A 21048-nucleotide genomic window follows, 5' to 3' on the forward strand; every position below is an offset into this window, starting at 1 on the left:
TGTATGATGTTCTATCGTGCTGCGATGAAAGCAACTTGGGGCCGTAGCGGCAGCGTCATGCAACGCTGCCGCTACGGCCCCGGCTATCCGTGGCGACTTGCTTAAACCCCGTAGGGAATCCAGACGTTCTTGACCTGGCTGGCATGCGCCAATACCGCGCGGCCGCCGCTTTGGGCGGTACTATACCAGTCGCGGCCTTTGGCGCCGCCGACCCAGGTCCGTTTCAGCGACGCCGCCGACAGCCGTTCCACTTCGGCGCAGCCGTCCGCCGAACCGTCATGGCGCCACACCGCGTCGATATCGCCATGGGTCGCCAGCGTGCGCGCCAATTCATCGGCGCTGCCGGTGATGATGTTGACCACGCCGTCCGGCAAGTCCGAGGTATCGAGCACCTGGTACAGGTCGGTGGCCGACAGCGGATGCGCTTCCGACGGCACCACGACGACGCGGTTGCCCAGCGCGATCGCCGGCGCCACCAGCGAAATCAGGCCCAGCAGCGGCGCCTCGTTCGGGCAAACGATGCCGATCACGCCGACCGGCTCGTTCAGCGCGACGGTGATGCCGTGCACCGGCGGCTGGTGCACCTGGCCGTCGTATTTGTCGGCCCAGGCGGCATAATAAAACAGCCGTTCGATCGACGCTTGCACTTCCTGGTCGGCGTTTTTGCTGCCGGTCATGGCGGCGATGCGGGCGGCGAATTCGTCGGCGCGCACGGCCAGGTTTTCGGCGATGTAATACAGCACTTGCGCGCGGTTGTGCGCGCTGGCCCTGGCCCATCCGCCCGCCTTGTGCGCCGCCTCGACGGCGTTGCGGATGTCCTTGCGGCTGCCTTCGGCGACGTCGGCGATGAATGCGCCGTTGGCGCCATGGACCGCGCGGCTGTAGGCGCCGTCGGGACGGGCCTGCTTGCCGCCGATGTACAGCTTGGCGGTGCGGTCGAGCGCGAACGGGCCATTGCCGCTATCGGCGACAGCGGAAGCTTTCGGCTTGCCCCTGGTTTCCACCAGCGGCGCGGCCGGACGGGCGTCTTCGGACAGCGCGGTCAAATATTCATACATCCCTTCGCGGCCGCCCTCGCGGCCGAAGCCGGATTCGCGGTAACCACCGAAACCGCAAGCGGCGTCGAACTGGTTGGCGGTATTGATCCACACCACGCCGGCCTTGATCTGCGGCGCGATATCCAGCGCCAGGCCGATCGATTCGGTCCACACGCAGGCGGCCAGACCGTAGACGGTATTGTTGGCCAGTTGCACCGCTTCCGGCGGCGTGCGGAAGCTCATCGCGACCAGCACCGGGCCGAAGATTTCAGCTTGCGCCACGGCGGCCGAGGTCGATGCGCCGGTGATCAGCGTCGGCGGGTACCACGCGCCGTTGGCCGGAATCTCGCAAGCCGGCTGGTAAATCGTGCAGCCTTCGGTGCGCGCCGATTCGACCAGGCCGGCGATGCGCTGTTGCTGCACCGGATCGACCAGCGCGCCGATATCGACCGACTTGTCGAGCGGCGAACCGAGCGTCAATTTATCCATCCGCGCGCGCAGCTTGGCCAGCAAGCATTCTTCCACCGATTCCTGCACCAGCAGGCGCGAACCGGCGCAGCATACTTGTCCCTGGTTGAACCAGATCGAATCGACCAGCCCTTCGACTGCGGCGTCCAGGTCGGCGTCCTCGAACACGATGAACGGAGACTTTCCGCCCAATTCCAGCGACAGTTTCTTGCCGCTGCCGGCGGTGGCGATGCGGATCGCGCGGCCCACTTCGGTCGAACCGGTGAAGGCCAGCTTGTCGATGCCCGCATGCTTGACGATCGCTTCGCCGACCCGGCCGTCGCCGGTGACGATATTGACCACGCCGGCCGGCACGCCGGCCTGCTGGCAAATGTCGGCGAACAGCAAGGCCGTCAGCGAGGTGAATTCGGCCGGTTTGAAGACGACGGTGTTACCGGCCGCCAGCGCCGGGGCGATTTTCCACGACAGCATCAGCAGCGGGAAATTCCACGGCACGATCTGGCCGACCACGCCGACGGCGCGGTAATCGGCGAATTCCTCGGCCTGCAACTGGGCCCAGCCGGCGTGATAGTAAAAATGACGCGCCGCCAGCGGCATGTCGATGTCGCGGGTTTCGCGGATGGTCTTGCCGTTGTCCAGCGTTTCCAGCACCGCGAACAGGCGCGCATGTTTTTGCAGCAGGCGCGCCAGCGCGTACATCACGCGCGCGCGGCCATGGCCGCCCAGCGCTTGCCAGCCCGGCTGGGCGCGGCGCGCCGCTTGCACCGCGCGGTCGATATCGGCCTCGCTGGCCTGGGTCAGGTCGGCCAATCTGGATGCATCGGCCGGATTGGCCGAGGCGAACAATTCGCCCGGCGCGCTCCACGCATTGTCGATGAACAGGCCGAAAGTGCGGCCGCGCTGTTCCAGCCACGCTTGGGCTTCTTTTTGACTTTCGGGTGCGGGGCCGTAGTCCATAGTGGTGAGAATCTCGTTAATTGTTGGCATGGCGAATCCGTTGGGTCTGAAGGGTGGGCATCAAGGATGGGCGTGACGGTGCGCGGCCGAATAATGGCCGGTGACGTAATGCTCAAGCTGGCGCTCGATGTCGGTCAGCAGGCTGGATGCGCCGATGCGGAACAGGTGCGGCTCCAGCCACTCATTGCCCAGTTCTTCCTTCATCAGCGTCAGGTATTGCAGCGCGCCCTTGGCGGTGCTGACGCCGCCGGCCGGCTTGTAGCCGATCTTGAAGCCGGTCTGTTCGTGGTATTCGCGGATCGCGCGCACCATCGTCAGCGACACCGGGATGGTGGCGTTGACGGGTTCCTTGCCGGTGGAGGTCTTGATGAAATCGGCGCCCGCCATCATGCAGACCCACGACGCCTTGGCGACGTTTTCCAGCGTCACCAGTTCGCCGGTGGCCAGGATGGCCTTCACATGCGCGTCGCCGCAGGCCTTGCGGTAGGCTGCCATTTCATCGTACAGCGCTTGCCAGTTCCTGGTCAGCACGTGCTGGCGGGTGATCACGATATCGATTTCCGAGGCGCCCGCGGCGACCGACAATTCGATCTCGCGCACCTTGGTTTCCATGCTGGTCAAGCCGGCCGGGAAGCCGGTCGACACGGCCGCGATCGGCAAGCGGCCGGCCAGCGTGCGCATCGCCGGGGCGATCATTTCGTGGTACACGCAGACCGCGCCGGTGGTCAGCTTCAGGTCTTGCAAACCGAGCGCTTCGACCAGGTCGGCGCGCAGCGGCCGCAGCGCCTTCATGCACAGCCGCTCGACGCGGCCCGGGGTGTCGTCGCCGGACAGCGTGGTCAGGTCGATCAGGCCGATCGCCTTGACCAGCCAGGCGGCCTGGTATTCCTTCTTGACCGTGCGGCGGTTCGCCAAACTGGCGGCGCGGCGGTCGGCGGCCGGTTTATTGACGCGGATCCGGTTGATCCAGCCCAGGTCGAGGCCGATCGCCTGGTTGCGCTTGAAGTCGGGGGAAATGGTCATAGCAGGTTGATTCCGTTGGCTAGTGGCTTGACGCCGAGGTGATGGGCCAGCGTCTGGCCGATGTCGGAAAACGATTCGGAAATGCCCAGCGCCCGCGGCTTGATACCCGGGCCGAAGAAAATCATCGGGATATGTTCGCGGGTATGGTCGGAGCCGGGCCAGGTCGGGTCGCAGCCGTGGTCGGCGGTGATCACCACCAGGTCGCCCTCCTTCAATTTGGCGATGAATTCCGGCAGCCGCGCATCCATCTGGTGCAGCGCATTGGAATAACCGGCGACGTCGCGGCGGTGGCCGAAGGCCTGGTCGAAATCGACGAAGTTGACGAAGGTCAGCGAGCCGTCTTTGACTTCATCGGCCACTTGCAGCAGCGAATCGAACAGCGCCATATTGTCCGCGCCCTTGACCACCCGGCTGATGCCCTGGGTCGCGAAAATGTCGCTGATCTTGCCCAGCCCGACCACTTCGCCGCCGGCATCCTTGACGTGATCGAGCAGCGTCGGCGCAGGCGGCGCGACGGCGTAATCGTGGCGGTTGGTGGTGCGCGTGTATTTGCCGTCGCTGCCGACGAATGGACGCGCGATGACGCGGCCGATGTTGTACGGTTCGACCAGCTTGAAGGCGATTTCGCACACGTCATACAGCCGTTCCAGGCCGAACGATGCTTCGTGCGCCGCGATCTGCATCACCGAATCGCCGGAGGTGTAGATGATCAGCTTGCCGCTTGCGACATGCTCGTCGCCGTGCTGGTTGATGATGTCGGTGCCGGACGCGTGGCAATCGCCGAGGAAGCCCGGCACGCCGGTCAATTCCTGCAATTTGGCGGTCAGCTCGCCCGGGAACGACGGCGTGGTGCGCGGGAAGTAGCCCCAGTCGAATTCGACCGGCACGCCGGCGATTTCCCAGTGGCCGCTCTGGGTATCCTTGCCGGTCGAGCGCTCGCGCGCCGCGCCGTACGCGGCGCTGAAGCCGTCGCGCTGTTCGAAGCCTTCAGCCCATGCGCCGCTGGCGGCGTGGGCGGCGGCGGCCAGGCCCAGTTTTTCCATGGTCGGCAAGACCATCGGCTTGCCGCTCTTGGCGGCCCAGCTGGCGATATGGCCGAAGGTATTGGCGCCGGCGTCGTTGTATTTGACGGCGTCCGGGGTGGCACCGAGGCCGAAGGAATCAAGCAGGAGGATAAAGGCGCGTGACATGACAAGGCTCGCTTAGTGAAGTTGATACTTTAGTGTAGGCCAATCGGGCCTGTTTTGCCGCGCGGACGGAGCATCCGCGCGGCGCATCATGGAATCTCTTAAAACCGTAGCGAGCGGTTCAAGTTCTGGCCGAGAAGCGGAGCTGTGCGCACGCACAGTGAGCATCGGAGGCCGGAAATTGGGCCACGCAGCAGGTTTTAAGAGCGTCCATCAAGCTTGCGGCTTGCTTGCGACTGTATTGAGGAAGGCCAGGATCAGCACTACCAGGTCCTTGGCGCCGATGGCGGCGTATTTCAGGGTTTGCTCGTGCGACAGCGGGAATGGCGACATGCCTTCGGCCAGGTTGGTGATCACCGAGACGCCGACCACTTTCAGGCCGCAATGGCGGGCCGACACCACTTCCGGCACCACCGACATGCCGACCGTGTCGGCGCCCATGCGCGACATCATGCGGATTTCGGCGGCGGTCTCGAAGTTCGGGCCCGGGTAGGCGACGAACACGCCTTCATGCAGCGTGATGCCGTTGGCGGCGGCGGTATCCTTGACCAGCTGGCGCAGGTCGGCGTCGTAGGCGTTGGCCATGCTGAAGAAACGCGGGCCGAAACGCTCGTCGTTCGGGCCGACCATCGGCGTGCCCGGCAGCAGGTTGATGTGGTCGCTGATCGCCACCAGGCTGCCGGCGTCGACTTCAGGACGCAGCGAACCGGCCGCGTTGGTCACGAACAGCATTTCGCAGCCCAGCAGTTTCAAGGTGCGGATCGCGCTGGTCATCACGCCCATGCCGTAGCCTTCGTAGAAGTGGCCGCGGCCTTTCATGCACACCACCGCCACGCCAGACAGCGTGCCGATCACCAGTTCGCCGGCATGGCCGTGCACGGTGCTGATCGGGAAACCCGGCAATTCGTCGAAGCTGATGCTGACGGCGTCGGTCATTTGCTCGGCCAGCACGCCCAGGCCGGAACCCAGGATCATCGCCACGCGCGGCTGGAAGTTTTCAGGGGCGCGCGCGCGTATGATTTCGGCGGCGTGGAAAGGGGCGTTGTTCGACATGATGATCCTTGCGAAGATAAATTGGAGGTGGGTAGATTGGGTGTTCTGTGCGGTGCTGCCGTGGTGTCGCTGCGTCAGGCGCCTGACCAGGAAGCCCGGCATTGCCATTATCAAGCCGTCACTATGCATCAAGCCTGATATGTATGGCAAATACCATTTTTCTTCCGGATTTATACAAAAGATATATAAATAACCCACTATTATAAATCATGGCCATGCAGCCGGCATAGGCTTGCCTGCCAATGACAGGACCGCTTGTGGACAACGATTGACACAATCCAGACATATGTTTACGATTACAGACAATTGTTTAGCGATCTCATCACAGCAGCCATCCCGTGACCGATATTTCCAAAAAAGACCAGCTGTATCAACTGATACGGGCCAATCCCTTCATTTCGCAGCAAGAGCTGGCCGACGGACTGGGCTTGTCGCGCTCGGCGGTGGCCGGCCATATCGCCGGCCTGATCCGTGAGCGGCGCCTGCTGGGACGGGCCTACGTGCTGCCCGACAGCCGCCCGCTGCTGTGCATAGGCGCGGCCAACCTGGACCGCAAGCTGCGCACGCTGGACAAGCTGCAAATGGGCACCTCGAACCCGGCCAGCGCGCAAGAAACCCTGGGCGGCGTGGCCCGCAACATCGCCGAAAACCTGGCCCGCCTGGGACTGCCGGTGGCGCTGCTGACGGTGCTCGGCGACGACGCCGCCGGCCAGGCGCTGCAGGCGCACGCCGAAGCCGCCGGCATCGACACGCGCGGCAGCCTGCACCTGAACGGCAACGCCAGCGGCACTTATACGGCGGTGCTCGACGCGCACGGCGAAATGCTGCTGGCGCTGGCCGACATGCAGCTGTATGAACAATTGACGCCGGCTTTCCTGCTGAGCCGCCAGCCGCAGCGCGCGGCGGCGGCGTTGACGGTGGCCGACCTGAACCTGCCGCGCGACAGCGTGGCGCTGCTGATCGCCGATGCGCGCGCCAGCGCCACGCCGCTGGTGATCGTGGCGGTGTCGCAGCCCAAGATGAACCGCCTGCCGCCCGACTTGCATGGCGTGCATTTGCTGATACTGAACCGCGGTGAACTGGAAACCCGGGTCGGCCGCGCCTTGCCGGCCGCGGCCGACTTGCAGCACGCCTGCCGCGAAGTGCAAGCCCAGGGCGCTGTACTGGTGATCGTCACCTGCGGCGGCCAGGGTGTCTATTACACCGCGCCGGACGGCGTGCGGCACCTGGCCGCGCGCGCCGTCGACATAGTCGACGTGACCGGCGCCGGCGACGCCTTTTCGGCCGCCGTGTGCTGGTCGCTGCAGCGCGACGGCGGCAACTTGCGGCTGGCTTGCCGGCGCGGCATGCAACTGGCCGCGCTGACGCTGCAAGCGCGCAGCACGGTGTCGCCGCTGGTTTCCAGCGAAATATTAGAAAACATAGTTAATGAGACAACCGAGGGCAACGCCGACGCCGGCCTGGCGCCGCCCCCTACCCTTTTTCAACAGGACTGACACCATGCACCAATTCTTATCGTTTTCCAGCGAAGTCGCCAACGCCCGCGCCGCCGGCCTGCCTGTGGTGGCGCTCGAATCGACCATCATTTCGCACGGCATGCCGTATCCGCAAAACGTCGCGATGGCGCGCGAGGTCGAACACATCATCCGCGAGGCCGGCGCCGTGCCGGCCACCATCGCCACCATCGACGGCAAGATTTGCATCGGCTTATCGGAGCAACAACTGGAATTGCTGGGCACTTCGCCGGATGCGATGAAGGTCAGCCGGCGCGACTTGCCGTTCGTGCTGTCGCAAGCAAGACTGGGCGCCACCACCGTCGCGGCGACCATGATTTGCGCCGAACTGGCCGGTATTTCGGTGTTTGTCACCGGCGGCCTGGGCGGCGTGCACCGCGGCGCCGAAACCAGTTTCGACATTTCGGCCGATTTGCAGGAACTGGCGCACACCTCGGTGGCGGTGGTGTGCGCCGGCGTCAAGTCGATCCTCGACATCGGCCTGACGCTGGAATACCTGGAAACCCACGGCGTGCCGGTGCTCAGCGTCGGCCAGGCCGGCTTCCCCGCCTTTTTTACGCGCGAAAGCGGCTTCAACGCCGATTTCCGGATCGACAGCCCGGCCGAGCAGGCGTCGTTCATCCGCACCAAGTGGCAACTGGGCTTGAAGGGCGGCGTGGTGGTCAGCAATCCGGTGCCGCTGGCCGACGCGATGCCGAAGGAAGAAATCGATGCGATCACGGCCCAGGCGTTGCAGGAAGCCGAACAGCAAGGCGTGAAAGGCAAGAAAGTCACGCCGTTCCTGCTGGCGCGCATCAAGCAATTGACCGACGGCCGCAGCCTGGCCACCAATATCGCGCTGGTCAAAAACAATGCCCGCGTCGGCGCGGCACTGGCGGTTGCGCTGCAGAGCAAGTAAAGTACAAGTGAATTCATCTTGTTCTTGCAGGAAGCCATAGCCACCCATGTCCATCGACCTGAAACAGTTAAAGTATTTCCTGGCCGTCGCCGAAGAAAAAAGCTTCAGCCGCGCCGCCGAGCGCCTGCATATTTCGCAGCCGCCGCTGAGCCAGCAAATCATGAAACTGGAGAGCGAATTGGGCGTGCGCCTGTTCGCCCGCACCACCCGCACCTTCGAGCTGACCGTGGCCGGCAAGGCCCTGATGAGCGAGGCTTCGGAACTGCTGGCCAAGATGCGCATGACGATCGACACCATCCGCCAGATCGACCGCGGCGAAGTGGGCCGGCTGCGGGTCGGCATCGTCGGTTCGGCGATGTGGGGGCCGATCCCCAGCCTGCTGGAAGAATTCCAGACCAAGTTCCCGCGCGTCAGCTGGACCCTGCATGAGCTGGGGCCGACGGTGCAATACGAAGCGCTGCGCGCCAAGCAGATCGACGTCGGTTTCTGGCGCGAGCCGAAACTCAACGACGACGACCTGAAACACGACAACCTGCGCCAGGAATTGTGCTTCCGCGAGAATGTCTGCGTCGCCATCAACGAGCACCATCCGCTGGCGAAACAGGCGACGATCGAATTGATCGACCTGAAGGAGCAGCCGATGCTGACGCTGACGCTGGACAAGTCGGCGTTCCCGCGCTACCTGGTGCAATGCTGTATCAAGGCCGGCTTCCAGCCGGTGATTTTCCAGGAGGCGTCAGAGCCGCAAACGCTACTGGCGATGGTCGGCGCCGGCCTCGGCGTGACGCTGGTGCCGGAAACCACCAGCCGCATCGGCTGGCCCGGCGTGGTGTTCTTGCCGATCAAGAGCAATCCGCCGTCCGCCAATTTGTACATCAGCTACACCACGCTGGACGATGCGCCGGTGGTCAGGGCGTTTTTGAATATCATCAACCCGGTGGCCGGCGGCAAATAAGCGCCGCAAAAAAAGCCCCGCATCGTTCGACGCGGGGCTTTACGATGCAAAGCCAGGACAACAGGATCAGAACGTCGCCTTGAACTGCACGCCGTAGGTGCGCGGTTCGTTCAAGATGCCGGTCAGGTTGTCGAAGTCGATCGCGCCCAGCGCCTGGATGCGGTTGGTGATGTTGCGGCCATATGCCGCCACTTCATAGCGGCTCCATTTGTAACCGAAGCGCAAGCCGCCTTCCAGCAATTCCTTGGCCTTGTATTCCTTGGCTTCATACAGGAAGAAGTTGTAGCTGCTGCGGTAAGCCCAGTCGGTGTAGGCAAAGAATTCGCCATCGGCCAGCGGCACGCTGTATTTCAGCGTGAAGTTGGTTTGCCATTCCGGCGCGCGCGGCAGCGGATTGCCGTTGATCAGGGCGGTGCCGGCGAACGGTCCGACCGGGTTGGTCACGCTGCAGCCGCTGGCCGGATTGTTCAGCGCATTGCCGCAGCTTTGCACGAACAGCTTGCCGTCCTTGATTTCGGTATGGTTGTAGCTGCCGCCCAGCGTCATGCTCCAGGCGTCGCTGAGGTTGGCCTGGAAGTCCAGTTCCACGCCCTGGCCGATGACCTTGTCGGCGTTGATCAGCTGGTTCATATTGACCGCGCCGCTACCGGCCGTCAATTGCTTGTCTTTTACACGGTACTGGAACACGCTGGCGCTGACACGGGCGCGCTTGTCGAACAGGTCCTGCTTGACACCCGCTTCATACGAAATGGTTTTTTCGGCGCCGGCGAACGACGGACGGTCGCCCAGGCCGTTCAGGCGGCCCTGCATCGATGGCGCGCGGTAGCCGGTGGCGATGCGCGCGAACAGGTTGGTGTCGCGGTCCAGCGTGTAGGTGCCGCTCAAGTCCCAGCTGACGTTATGCGAGGTGTCGTCGATGATGAACGGGCCGGCGGTGGCGGTCGATTCGATGCGGCTGGCCGAGAAGTCCTTCTTGTCGGTGGTGTAGCGCACCCCGCCGCGCACCTTCAGGCGGTCCGACACGGTGTAGTTCAGCGAGCCGAAGGCGGCGTACGACTTGGCGTGCTGGTTCTGCGTCGCATAGCCGGTATTTTGCGGATTGCCCGGCGCCAGGCTGTTGAAGCTGATGCTGTCGATCTGGATGTCTTCCTTGAAGTAGAACAGGCCGGCGATCCATTGCAGCGGGCCCTTGTAGTTCGACTCGGCGCGGAATTCCTGCGAAATCTGCTTGTGATTCGGGATCACGTCGGCGGTTTCGACGACGAACGGAATGAAGCCAGGGCCCATCGGCGGCGCGTACGCGGCGCCAAAACCGCCGTCGACGTCGGCGCGGCTGTAGAAGTCGAGCTTTTCGTAGCCGGTGATCGAATGCAGCGTCACGCCATCCAGGTCCCACTTCAGGCGCATGCTGCCACCCTTGGTTTTCAGGCGCTGCTCATTGATACCGTCGGTCGGATACGAGTTGTAATCGAAGTTGTCGACCAGGTCGTTGCTGCCCTGCTTCAGGATATTGGCGCGGAACAGCGTCGCGGTGCCGTGCAGGTCGCGCGCATGCACGTTGAACAAGGCCTGGAAATCGCGGGTCGGCTTGACCAGCACTTGCAGCCGGGCCGCATTGTCGGCGTAGCCTTCGAAGTCGCGGGTGCCGGTCGGACGCGGATTGTGCACGCGGTCGTCGCGGTGCTGCGATTGCGCCGAGAAGCGCGCCGCCACGGTGTCGCTGATCGGCAGGTTGTAGGCGCCTTCCAGGTTTTTCACGCCATCCTTGCCGAAACCGCCGCTCAGGTAGCCTTCGGTCTTGAACACCGGCTTGGCCGAATCGAACTTGATCACGCCGGCCGGCGAGTTGCGGCCGAACAGCGTGCCTTGCGGGCCGCGCAGCACTTCGACCTGGTCGACGTCGAATACCGGGAAGCCTTTCAGCATCGCGTTTTCCTGCACGATGTCATCCATTACCAGGCCGACCGGCTGCGACGCGTTCAAGTCGAAGTCGGTATTACCCAGGCCGCGGATATAAAACCGCGGGAAGGTGCGGCCGTAGTCGGACTCGACCGACACGCTCGGCGTGCGGCCGTTCAGGAAACGGATATCCTGGCCGCCGGCGGTCAGCACGTCCAGCTTGTCGCCTTTCAGGGTGGCGATCGACATCGGCACGTCCTTGATGTTTTCGGCGCGGCGCTGCGCCGTGACGATCACGGTTTCCAGCTGGCCGGCGCTGGACGAGGTGGCCGCCTGGGCCTGATCCTGGGTTGCGCCTGCGGCTGCAACCTGTTGCGCCATCGCGGCTTGCAGCGGGAATGCGGCCGCCACGGCCAAAGCGATCAAACTACGGCGCACCATCGCACCATGCGGTTTCATCATGAAACAACTCCTATTGGTAAAACATCGGTTTAGAAATACGTGCTCCGCGGCGCCGCCATGCACTGCTTGCAGGCTGACTATGGGCTGGCGGATTGAAGAAGGCAGGATTTTAGTTTGTGAAATAGGCAAACTGAAAGCGATGCTAACACGTAATTTTTTGCCTTGAAAACAATTACAGGTTCAGCTGATTCATATAAATTTCATATAAATACACAAATAAAATCGTATTTGTCGTCGATATATTTGCTGATGCATAGTGAGGAGCCATCACGCTTTTCAGCGTGGCGGCATGGCGGCGAGACCGCTTGTGCCGGCGCAAAAATGCTGCCATTAAGGCAATGCGACGACAGCGCCGCGGCAAAAAAAACAACAGCCGAAAATAATTCTTTCGGCACAAAATCTGTTGTAACGGAGATACAAGATAAAACGTCAGGCTTGCACCGGCTTGGGCGCATGTGCTGGCGCCACGCCGCCGCTCGCGGACGAATTTGAGCGGGTTTGCCTCTGCAAAAGGATGAAATGGGGCAATCCGGAGGGGCAAATTAGATGTTTCAGCCAATAAAAATATACAATATCGATCTTCCAGGAGCCAATTCATGAAACTTACACAATTTAGTTTGACGATCGCAGCCTTGTTTTTATCGGCTGGCGCGTCCGCTGCTGACCCCAAATTGGGCATCGTGTATGACGCGGGCGGCAAGTTCGACAAGTCGTTCAACCAATCCGCTTTCGAAGGCGCCGAGCGCTTCAAGAAAGACACCAAGATTTCCTTCATCGAAGTGCAGGCATCCAGCGATACCCAGGCCGAGCAGGTATTGCGCGGCCTGGCCCGCAAAAAACTCGACCTGATCGCCTCGATCGGCTTTTCGCAAACCCAGGCGGTGCAAAAAGTCGCCAAGGAATTTCCTAACGTGAAATTCGTCCTGATCGACGGCACGGCCACCGGCCCGAACGTCAACTCGGTGCTGTTCAAGGAAGAAGAAGGCTCTTACGTGGTCGGCGTCGCCGCCGCGATGGCCAGCAAGACCAAGAAGGTCGGCTTTATCGGCGGCATCGATATTCCCTTGATCCGCAACTTCGCCTGCGGTTACGCCCAAGGCGTGAAGTCGATCAATCCGAAAGAAGATGTCACCCAGAACATGGTCGGCACCACGTCCGCCGCCTGGAACGATCCGGCCAAGGGCGGTGAACTGGCCCGTTCGCAATTCGAGCGCGGCGTCGACGTGGTGTTCGCGGTGGCGGGCGGCAGCGGCATGGGCGTGTTGCAGACAGCCAAGGAAAAAGGCAAGCTGGCGATCGGCGTCGATTCCAACCAAAACCATCTGTATCCTGGCACCATGCTGACCTCGATGGTCAAGCGGGTCGACAATGCCGTGTACGACAGCTTCATGCAAGTCAAGAATGGCACCTGGAAAGCCGGCGTGACCAATAAAGGCTTGAAAGAAGGCGGCGTCGATTGGGCGCTGGATGAAAACAACCGCAAGCTGATCACGCCGGAAATCGAAAAGCGCGTCCTCGAAGCGCGTAAGAACATCATCGATGGCAAGGTCAAGGTCATCGATTACCGCGTCGGCAATAGCTGCCCGGTTTAAACCCTCACGTTTATCAGTGTCAATCGAGCGTTAAGCGCGCCGCCGGGGTTCGTCCCCGAGCGGCGCGTTTCCATGAAACTATCCAGTAATGAGCCTATGCAGCCAGCAGTAGAATTTCGCGGCATTTCCAAGCATTTTGGACATGTGAAAGCGAACACCGACGTCAGTTTTTCGATCGCCAAGGGCGCCATTCATGGCCTGGTGGGAGAAAACGGCGCCGGCAAATCGACCTTGATGAGCATCCTGTATGGATATTACCGCGCCGATGGCGGGGAGATCCTGCTCGACGGCCACGTCCAGCCGATCCGCAACAGCCAGGAAGCAATCCGTCTCGGCATCGGCATGGTGCACCAGCATTTCATGTTGGTGGAAAACTTCACCGTGCTCGACAACGTCATGCTGGGCACCGAAGGCGGCTTCAAGCTGAAAGCCCGGCGCACCGAAACGGAAGCGAAACTGCGCGAGATTTGCGAACGCTACCGGCTCGACGTCGATCCGCTGGCCAAGATCGAAGATCTGTCGGTCGGCGCGCAACAGCGCGTTGAAATCCTGAAACAGATTTACCGCAGCGCCAATATCCTGATCCTCGACGAACCGACCGCCGTGCTGACCGCACAGGAAACCGCGTCGCTGTTTGAAATCCTGCGCCTGTTCAAGGAACAAGGCAAGACCATCATCCTGATCACGCACAAGCTGCAAGAGATCATGGACATCACCGACAGCGTCACTGTGATGCGCGGCGGCAAAGTCGTCGGCGCGGTGGACACCGCGGCCACCTCGAAAGAGGCATTGGCGAACATGATGGTGGGTCGTCCGATCCAGAGCCATTTGCCGCGCGCGCCGTACTATCCGGGCGATAGCGTGCTCGACGTGCGCGACTTGCAATTATCCGACGAGCAAGCAGTCAAATTGCTGGCCGATATCAACTTTACCGTGCGGGCCGGCGAAATCGTCGCCATCGCCGGCGTGTCCGGCAATGGCCAGAGCGAATTGATGAATATCCTGTCCGGCATGAGCTTGCCAAGCTCGGGCAAGGTCGCCTTCCTCGGCAAGGACTTGCCGTTCGACAAACGCAGCGACGCCGACGGCTTGCCGCTGGCCTTCCGCGAGCTGGGCATCGCCCATATCCCGGAAGACCGCTTGCGCGACGGTGTCGTCAAGAATTTTTCGGTAACGGAAAACACCATCCTGGGTTACCAGGAGCGCTTGAAAAACCGCTGGGGCCTGTTCGACTACAAGGCCATCGGCGCGCGCTGCGCCGACTTGCTGAAAGCGTTCGACGTACGTCCGGCCAATCCTGACTTGCGCATCGGCCTGCTGTCCGGCGGCAATCAGCAAAAAGTGGTGATCGCGCGCGAAGTGCTGGCCCAGCCGAAGCTGATGCTGGTCGGCCAGCCGACCCGCGGGGTCGACATCGGCACCATCGAAAGCATCCATACACAATTGCTGGCGCTGCGCGACTCGGGCGTGGCGATCTTGCTGGTGTCGGTCGAACTGGAAGAAGTGCGGGCGCTGGCCGACCGCATTCTGGTCATGTGCGGCGGACGCATCACCGGGGAACTGAAGATTGAAGAATTCGATACCACCCGCATTGGTTTGCTGATGGGGGGGATGCATAAATCATGAATAACGACTTGCCACGCTGGGCGACAGCCTTTGTCATGCCCGTTTTAAACTTGCTGTCGGCCTTGCTGGTCGCGGCGCTGGTGATCCACCTGCTGGGCGAAAGCCCGGTCGAATCGCTGTCGATCCTGGTCAATAGCGCGATCCTCAATCCGGAAGGCTTGAGTTACACGCTGTTCTACGCCAGCACCTTCATTTTCACCGGCCTGTCGGTATCGGTGGCGATGCATGCCGGCCTGTTCAACATCGGCAGCGAAGGCCAGATGTATTTCGGCGGCCTGGGCCTGACCTTGGCGATGCTGGCGTTCGACCCGACCTGGCCGGCCTGGGCGCTGATCCCGGCCGCGATGCTGGGCGCGGCGCTGTTCGGCGCGCTGTGGGGCTTCATTCCCGGCTACCTGCAAGCCAAACGCGGCAGCCACATCGTGGTCACCACCATCATGTTCAACTTCATCGCCGCCAGCCTGATGAACTTCGTGATCGTCAAATACCTGATCCCGGACGGCCAGCAAAACCCGGCCAGCCGCGTATTCGCGGCCAGCGGCGAAATGCCGCGCCTGAATACCTGGTTCCCGATCCTGGGCGACACGCCGCTGAACGTCGGCTTCCTGGTGGCCATCGGCGCGCTGGTGATTTACGGCGTGCTGGTGTCGCGTTCGGCGTGGGGCTACAAGCTGCGCGCCACCGGCCAGAACAAGGATGCGGCGCATTACGCCGGCATTTCGATCAGCAAGATGATCATCGTCGTGATGCTGATTTCCGGCGGCCTGGCCGGCCTGGCGTCGGTCAATTCCATCATGGGCTCGACCCATTACCTGAGCATGAACTTCCCGAGCGGCGCCGGTTTCATCGGCATCGCGATCGCGCTGATGGGCCGCAAGCATCCGCTCGGCATCTTCCTGTCGGCGGTGCTGTTCGGCGCGCTGATCCAGGGCGGCTTCGACTTGTCGCTGGAAAAACCGAATATTCCAGTTGAAACCTTCATCTTCATCCAGGGCTTGATCATCCTGTTCTGCGGTGCGATGGAAAACTTTTACGCACCGGCCATAACGGCCCTGCTGAAACGGCGCAAGGGATAACAGCATGACACTCGACGACTTTCATTTCGCCAGCATCCTGGTATCGACCGTGCGCAACGCGCCGGTACTGATTTTTGCCGCCATGGCCGGCCTGTTCGCCGAACGCAGCGGCGTCATCGACATCGGCCTGGAAGGCAAGATTTTGGCCAGCGCCTTCACCTCGGCGGCGGTGGCCTACAGCACCCAGAACCCTTGGTACGGCATGGCCGCCGGCATGCTGGTGTGCGTCTTGCTGGCCTTGCTGCAAGGTTATGTCAGCATCACCCAGAAGGGCAACCAATTGGTGGCCGGCATCGCCATCAACATCGCCATGAGCGGCCTGACCTTCGTGCTGGCGCAGTTTTTCTTCCAGCAAGGCGGTCGCACGCCGGACCTGGGCGATGCGCGCCTGTTCGACGTGGTCCTGCCAGGCGCCCACTACCTGCATGGCGTGCCGTTCCTCGGCTGGTTCTACGGTCATTTGATCGGCGGCCATTCGGTGCTGGTGTATCTCGCCTTCCTGCTGGTGCCGCTGGTGCACTGGCTGCTGTATCACAGCCGTTTCGGCTTGCGTCTGCGCGCCTGCGGCGAAAACCCGCATGCGGCCGATGCGGCCGGCATCAGCGTCGAACGCCAGCGCTATATCGCCATGCTGGTGGCTGGCGTGCTGTGCTCGTTCTCGGGCGCCTACCTGGCGATCGTGCAAAGCGGCTTTTTCTTGCGCGACATGTCGGCCGGCGCCGGTTACCTGGCGCTGACGGCAATGGTGTTCGGCAACTGGCGTCCCTTCCACACCTTCCTCGGCTGCCTGATGTTCGGTTTCTTCAGCGCGATCCAGATCCAGATCGAAGGCGTGGACTTGCCGGTCATCGGCCGCATTCCAGGTTCGCTGATCCAGATGGTGCCGTACGTGGTGACCGTGATCGTGCTGGCCGGCCTGATGGCCAAATCGGTGGCGCCGAAATCGCTCGGCACGCCATTCATCAAATCGCGCTGATTTGATGCCCACACCGGAGAGCCGCTGCGCTCTCCGGTGTACTTCGTATCCTTCCCCCTGCCGCCGAAGCAACGGCCTTACGGCCAAATCGCCTGCAACAACGCCGCCAGGTGGTAACCGCCCTTGATCAGCTGGCTCTTGGCCAGCGCCGAGCTGGGCTCCGGATAGTTGTCCGGCACTTGCAGCGCCCACACCGGATAACTGTCGCCCTTGCGGCTGGTTTGCAGCGTGGCCGGGCCCGCCGCCACATCGGCATACGCCAGCTTGGCCGCGGCCAGCGCATCGTCGGCCCACTGGTACGGCCAGGTCGCCGGATCGCCGCTATTGCCGGCCACCGCAGGTTTTCCGGCGATCACGATATCGGCGAACTGGTCCGGCGTGCGGGCGCCGATGCGGCGCATCGCATAATCGACCACCGTCGTATCCCAATAAGAATGGAAGGGTTTGGTGGCCGGTTTCGGAGCGGCCGAGACCGCCTTGACTTCGGCGCCCTCCCTGGCGGCTGCGGCCGGGATCAGCTTGCCGGATGAAACGCTCAGCCTGGCGTCGTCCAGCAGCAAATTATTGCCGCCGCGCGCATTGAAGATCACCACATCATCGATTTGCGCCTTGCTAAGCGGCACCACAAAGCGGCCATCCTTGCTGACATACGCCGCGCCGACATGCAGCGGCTGGTGGATGTCGCCAGTCATGTGGGTAATCAGAATCAAGGCCTGGCGCTTGCTGAAATGGTGCGGATTGCTGGCCGCCTCATCCTTACCTTGCAACACAGAAATGGCCTGCTTCAGCGTTTGCACGATATCGTCGGCGGCGCTGCCGGCGGCGCCGTCATGGTAATGCGTATCCTGGAACGGGATATCGGTGTAATGGTATTCGCCGTGCTGCGGATTGGCGACCACGTAGGCGATCATTTCGTCGGTTTGCGGGCCGCAATACGTGCCCTTGACGCAATCGGGCCAGTTGGCGATCTTCTCCAGGCTTTCACCCGGCAACAGCAAGGCCGCAACCTGCTTTTGAGCATTACTGCCCTTGATCAATTGATCGGCGATGGCAGCGACGACACGGTGGCCGTCATTGCCCCAAGCCATGACATTGCCGGCCGCAAAGGCACTGCCCAGTGCCAGCACGCATAATAATTTCTTCATGATATACCTTGTCATCGAATGGATTATTGCGGGCTGGCCTTGGCCGGTTTTGGATAATCCTTATTGATATCGAGCGGCTGGGCGTATGCCGAATCCCACGCTTGCTGATGCAGCGCGGCCAGGCGCTGCGCCATTTTTTCATTGCGCATCACCACTTCCAGGTTGCGCGACAAGTCGAAATAACCGCCCGACCAGTTGCTGGTGCCGACCCAGGCCAGCTTGCCGTCGATGCTCATGGTCTTGCTGTGGATCACGCGCGCGAACGGGATAAAACCGGTCGATGCGGTCGGGATCGTGACGATCCTGATTTCCACGTTCGGCAAGATCGCCAGGCTTTTCAGGTAAGCCAGCGCCGGCGCTTCGGTATTCCAGTTCGACACCATCAGCTTGATCCTGACGCCGCGGTTGGCCGCCGCGCGCAGCGCATTGTCGATCACAGCGTAGTATGGACGGGTGCGGTTCGGGCCGTAGGACAGCGGCGCATAGTCGAGCAACTGGATACGCACTTCATTCCTGGCTTCAGCCAGCAGGGCCGGCAAGCCGGTTTCGGAATCGCCGACGCCGGGCGGGTTGTAAGCGTTCGGGCTAGCCAGCAAGAAATCTTTTTGTGCATAGTCGGCGGCCACCACCTTGCCGTTCAACGGCGTCACGCGGGCGCCCTGGGCGCTGACGGCTTGCGCTTGCCAATCCTGGTCGAAGATCGCCTGCACCTGGCTGACCATGGCCGGCTCGGTAATTTTCAGGCCGGTTTCATGGATGTGCGAAAACGAGCGCCAGTCGAAATTCTGGCTGCCGACATAGGCCGCCTGGCCATCGACCACCAGGTATTTGGCGTGCACGATGCCATTGCCGGTCAGCTTGCTGTAATCGATGATGCGCAATTCGAGGTTCGGAATCGCCTTCAATTGGGCAATGGTCGGCGCTTCCGACAAGCCGACGCCTTTCTGGTCCAGCAAGAAACGGATCTTGACGCCGCGCTGGCCGGCCGCCGTCAGGCTGGCCAGCACCTGGTCGAAGGCGCTGCCCGGCTTGCCGACCACATAGAACTGGGCAATGACGATTTCTTTCTTGGCCGAATCGAACAACTCGCTCCATACGGCGACCGGGTTGCGCAAGTCGCTATTGCTCAAGGTAGTTTCCAGCGGTGCGGTTTGCACCAGTTCAAAACCCGGTATCGTGAAGTCGGCATGGGCGCTGCCGGCCAGGCCAAACAGCGTGGACAGTACAGCAGGAAGTAAAAAACGGCGCATGGTATTCCTTGTTCGGTGGGGGTGAATGAATGATTATGGGGCACGCTGGATGCGCCCGGCAGGCGTGGCCAGGCCGGCCGGTTTACCGCGACGCGCCTGGTCGGTCAGGTAATCGTTGAGCGCGTCGATATCGCGCACGCCGCTATCGAGCCGCGCCTTGCCTTCGGCAAAGATCGAAAATTTGTCGCCGCCTTCGGCCAAGAAGCTGTTGGCCACGACCCGGTAGCTTTGCCGGTCGTCCAGCGCAACACCATGCAACTTGATACTGTCCGGCAGCACGCGCGCGCCCAGCGGGCGCTGACTGTCCCAACGATAACTGAAACCGTCCGACACTTGCAGCAAGCCGCCGTCGGACGCCTCCGCATCTTGCCACTGCTGTTCCAGCAAGCGGCGAATTTGCGCGCCGCTCAAGTCCATCAACACCAGCGTGTTACCGAAGGGCAGCACCATCTGGGTCTGACCCAGGCTGGCCACCGAACCGGCACCCGCTTCCAGATTGGTGCGGATGCCGCCATTATTCATGAAAGCAATCTGGGCGCCGCTGGCCCGCGCACCGAACAAGGTGCTGTCGGCCACCACATCGCCCAGCGCCGACTCGCCGCTGCCGGCCGGGTCGTTGCTGACCGTGCTACTGGCGATGCGGGCCACCGGACGCGACAGCTCGGCCTTGCTGCGCTGTTTCACCGCCTGCAAGTAAGCACTGACGGCCGGGTCGGGCGCATACGCGCCCTGCTGCATCACCACATTGCTGGCGCTGACATCGCGCACGCGATTGCTGGCTGGATCTATACTGAGTTTAATGCGCGACAGCATGTGGCCACCCATCTCGGCTTGCGTCACCAGCTTGCCGCCGACGCGGCACAGATAACCCTGGTGGGAATGGCCGCTGATCACCAGCCGCACGGCGGGATCGATGCGCTGCGCCACGGCGACCACCGGACCGGTCAGATGGTTGCAATCGGTCTGGTCGACGGCATCGATGGTATTGCCCCCCTGATGCAGCAAGACGACGAACACACCGACGCCCTGGGCCCGCAATTCCGGCAGCACGCGGTTGATCGCGTCGGCTTCATCGATGAATTGCAAGCCGGCGATGCCGGAAGGAACCACCACCGAAGCCGTGTCCCGCAACACCGCGCCGATAAAAGCAACCTTGATGCCATGCGCCTGTTCGATGCGGTAAGCCGGCATGAAGGGTTTGCCGGTGCTGCTGTCGATCACGTTGGCGGCCAGGTAAGTGAATTGGGCACCGCGATAATCCGGGCGGTATTGGCAAGCCTTGTCGGGCCGTGGCGAGTCGCAGCCGCCGTTTTGCTGGCGCAGCAATTCCAGCCGGCCCTGGTCGAATTCATGGTTGCCGACCGAGCTGGCCTTCATGCCCAGCATATTCATGGCGACGATGCTCGGTTCGTCGGCCCACATCGACGACATGGCCGGACTGGCGCCGACCAGGTCGCCGTTACCGACAAAAATCAATTGCGGGTCTTCGCGGCGCCAGGCCGCCAACGCGCCGGACAGCGTATCGATGCCGCCGGCGCGCACCGTATCAGCTTTGCCGGCCGCGCTGGTGTAGCTGAAGGTGCTGCTGTCCAGGTTGCCGTGGAAATCATTCAAGGCGACCAGGTTGATTTCCAGCGGCGCGACCGGCGGCGACAAGGTGACGCAAGCAGACAAGGCCAGCAACGGCGCCAGCGCGGCCAGCGTTGTGAAACGCATGGGCAAACCAGGCAAGGTGGACGATAGGGAAAAGAATTTCATGAACGAGACACTCCGGTGCTGGACCAGGCCTGTTGAGGAGGCCATGCTTGAAAATACTGAACAATATACTCAAGCATGACTAATGGAAATATTGAATCGACAAATAAAAAACAGGCCCGCAGGCCTGTTAGGAATTTACTTCAAACACAAGCCCCGCAGCAGCGTAGCAAAT

General features: G+C 62.0%; 16 protein-coding genes. 7 read left to right on the forward strand and 9 right to left on the reverse strand.

The window, feature by feature from the left end:
• Positions 1-101 precede the first annotated feature (101 nt).
• The 4 genes from GJA_RS20485 to xapA form a co-directional block, all read right to left on the reverse strand.
• The gene (locus GJA_RS20485) at positions 102-2492 is read right to left on the reverse strand and encodes an aldehyde dehydrogenase family protein (RefSeq protein ID WP_369689982.1); all 2391 of its coding nucleotides are present in this window, start codon (positions 2490-2492) and stop codon (positions 102-104) included.
• A gap of 30 nt (positions 2493-2522) precedes the next feature.
• Entirely contained in the window at positions 2523-3485 is a 963-nt protein-coding gene (gene deoC / locus GJA_RS20490) for a deoxyribose-phosphate aldolase (protein ID WP_038496002.1), read from the reverse strand.
• Complete coding sequence (locus GJA_RS20495) at positions 3482-4675, reverse strand: phosphopentomutase (RefSeq protein WP_038496004.1); 1194 nt, start codon at positions 4673-4675, stop codon at positions 3482-3484. The genes deoC and GJA_RS20495 overlap by 4 nt, the downstream gene beginning before the upstream one ends.
• Positions 4676-4885: 210 nt before the next feature.
• Entirely contained in the window at positions 4886-5725 is an 840-nt protein-coding gene (xapA, locus tag GJA_RS20500; protein ID WP_038500620.1) for a xanthosine phosphorylase, read from the reverse strand.
• A gap of 338 nt (positions 5726-6063) precedes the next feature.
• Between xapA and GJA_RS20505 the strand changes: the two genes are divergently transcribed.
• From GJA_RS20505 to GJA_RS20515, 3 genes are read left to right on the forward strand one after another with little or no spacing between them, the layout of a single operon-like run.
• Positions 6064-7221 (forward strand): carbohydrate kinase, encoded by a 1158-nt coding sequence (locus GJA_RS20505; RefSeq protein WP_038496005.1) that lies wholly within the window; start codon positions 6064-6066, stop codon positions 7219-7221.
• Between the two features lie 4 nt (positions 7222-7225).
• Positions 7226-8137 (forward strand): pseudouridine-5'-phosphate glycosidase, encoded by a 912-nt coding sequence (locus tag GJA_RS20510; protein WP_038496007.1) that lies wholly within the window; start codon positions 7226-7228, stop codon positions 8135-8137.
• 46 nt (positions 8138-8183) lie between these two features.
• Positions 8184-9092 (forward strand): LysR family transcriptional regulator, encoded by a 909-nt coding sequence (locus GJA_RS20515; RefSeq protein ID WP_038496010.1) that lies wholly within the window; start codon positions 8184-8186, stop codon positions 9090-9092.
• A 66-nt stretch (positions 9093-9158) separates the two neighbouring features.
• On the opposite strand, the gene GJA_RS20520 is transcribed toward GJA_RS20515, so the two are convergent.
• Together GJA_RS20520 and GJA_RS27530 are read right to left on the reverse strand one after the other, a co-directional pair.
• Complete coding sequence (locus GJA_RS20520) at positions 9159-11453, reverse strand: TonB-dependent receptor (protein WP_051781191.1); 2295 nt, start codon at positions 11451-11453, stop codon at positions 9159-9161.
• 172 nt (positions 11454-11625) lie between these two features.
• Complete coding sequence (locus GJA_RS27530) at positions 11626-12051, reverse strand: hypothetical protein (RefSeq protein ID WP_144241605.1); 426 nt, start codon at positions 12049-12051, stop codon at positions 11626-11628.
• On the opposite strand from GJA_RS27530, the gene GJA_RS20525 reads away from it, so the two are divergent.
• From GJA_RS20525 to GJA_RS20540, 4 genes are all read left to right on the forward strand, one after another.
• Entirely contained in the window at positions 12050-13045 is a 996-nt protein-coding gene (locus tag GJA_RS20525) for a BMP family lipoprotein (RefSeq protein WP_038496012.1), read from the forward strand. The genes GJA_RS27530 and GJA_RS20525 overlap by 2 nt on opposite strands.
• A 96-nt stretch (positions 13046-13141) precedes the next feature.
• The gene (locus GJA_RS20530; protein ID WP_038496014.1) at positions 13142-14671 is read left to right on the forward strand and encodes an ABC transporter ATP-binding protein; all 1530 of its coding nucleotides are present in this window, start codon (positions 13142-13144) and stop codon (positions 14669-14671) included.
• Complete coding sequence (locus tag GJA_RS20535; protein WP_422567935.1) at positions 14665-15747, forward strand: ABC transporter permease; 1083 nt, start codon at positions 14665-14667, stop codon at positions 15745-15747. The genes GJA_RS20530 and GJA_RS20535 overlap by 7 nt, the downstream gene beginning before the upstream one ends.
• A 4-nt stretch (positions 15748-15751) precedes the next feature.
• Positions 15752-16723, forward strand: coding sequence for an ABC transporter permease (locus GJA_RS20540; protein WP_038496018.1), 972 nt, complete (start codon positions 15752-15754; stop codon positions 16721-16723).
• Positions 16724-16800: 77 nt separating this feature from the next.
• Here the strand turns inward: GJA_RS20540 and GJA_RS20545 are convergent, their stop codons facing one another.
• Genes GJA_RS20545 through GJA_RS20555 form a run of 3 tightly spaced genes read right to left on the reverse strand, consistent with a single transcriptional unit; the run spans position 16801 to position 20876 of the window.
• Entirely contained in the window at positions 16801-17868 is a 1068-nt protein-coding gene (locus GJA_RS20545; RefSeq protein WP_038496020.1) for a S1/P1 nuclease, read from the reverse strand.
• A 23-nt stretch (positions 17869-17891) separates the two neighbouring features.
• Positions 17892-19118: a phospholipase D-like domain-containing protein gene (locus tag GJA_RS20550; protein ID WP_038496022.1), complete on the reverse strand. Its 1227-nt coding sequence runs from the start codon at positions 19116-19118 to the stop codon at positions 17892-17894.
• A 33-nt stretch (positions 19119-19151) separates the two neighbouring features.
• Complete coding sequence (locus tag GJA_RS20555; RefSeq protein WP_242404594.1) at positions 19152-20876, reverse strand: bifunctional metallophosphatase/5'-nucleotidase; 1725 nt, start codon at positions 20874-20876, stop codon at positions 19152-19154.
• Positions 20877-21048 lie beyond the last annotated feature (172 nt).

Source organism: Janthinobacterium agaricidamnosum NBRC 102515 = DSM 9628, assembly GCF_000723165.1.
GTDB classification, from domain to species: Bacteria; Pseudomonadota; Gammaproteobacteria; order Burkholderiales; family Burkholderiaceae_D; genus Janthinobacterium; species Janthinobacterium agaricidamnosum.

Excerpts from the sequence above, each read along its gene's own strand:
- GJA_RS20485 (WP_369689982.1), bottom strand. The coding sequence starts at position 2,492 with ATGCCAACAATTAACGAGATTCTCACCACTATGGACTACGGCCCCGCA.
- deoC (WP_038496002.1), bottom strand. The coding sequence starts at position 3,485 with ATGACCATTTCCCCCGACTTCAAGCGCAACCAGGCGATCGGCCTCGAC.
- GJA_RS20495 (WP_038496004.1), bottom strand. The coding sequence starts at position 4,675 with ATGTCACGCGCCTTTATCCTCCTGCTTGATTCCTTCGGCCTCGGTGCC.
- xapA (WP_038500620.1), bottom strand. The coding sequence starts at position 5,725 with ATGTCGAACAACGCCCCTTTCCACGCCGCCGAAATCATACGCGCGCGC.
- GJA_RS20510 (WP_038496007.1), top strand. The coding sequence starts at position 7,226 with ATGCACCAATTCTTATCGTTTTCCAGCGAAGTCGCCAACGCCCGCGCC.
- GJA_RS20515 (WP_038496010.1), top strand. The coding sequence starts at position 8,184 with ATGTCCATCGACCTGAAACAGTTAAAGTATTTCCTGGCCGTCGCCGAA.
- GJA_RS20520 (WP_051781191.1), bottom strand. The coding sequence starts at position 11,453 with ATGATGAAACCGCATGGTGCGATGGTGCGCCGTAGTTTGATCGCTTTG.
- GJA_RS20525 (WP_038496012.1), top strand. The coding sequence starts at position 12,050 with ATGAAACTTACACAATTTAGTTTGACGATCGCAGCCTTGTTTTTATCG.
- GJA_RS27530 (WP_144241605.1), bottom strand. The coding sequence starts at position 12,051 with ATGAATTGGCTCCTGGAAGATCGATATTGTATATTTTTATTGGCTGAA.
- GJA_RS20530 (WP_038496014.1), top strand. The coding sequence starts at position 13,142 with ATGCAGCCAGCAGTAGAATTTCGCGGCATTTCCAAGCATTTTGGACAT.
- GJA_RS20540 (WP_038496018.1), top strand. The coding sequence starts at position 15,752 with ATGACACTCGACGACTTTCATTTCGCCAGCATCCTGGTATCGACCGTG.
- GJA_RS20545 (WP_038496020.1), bottom strand. The coding sequence starts at position 17,868 with ATGAAGAAATTATTATGCGTGCTGGCACTGGGCAGTGCCTTTGCGGCC.
- GJA_RS20550 (WP_038496022.1), bottom strand. The coding sequence starts at position 19,118 with ATGCGCCGTTTTTTACTTCCTGCTGTACTGTCCACGCTGTTTGGCCTG.
- GJA_RS20555 (WP_242404594.1), bottom strand. The coding sequence starts at position 20,876 with ATGAAATTCTTTTCCCTATCGTCCACCTTGCCTGGTTTGCCCATGCGT.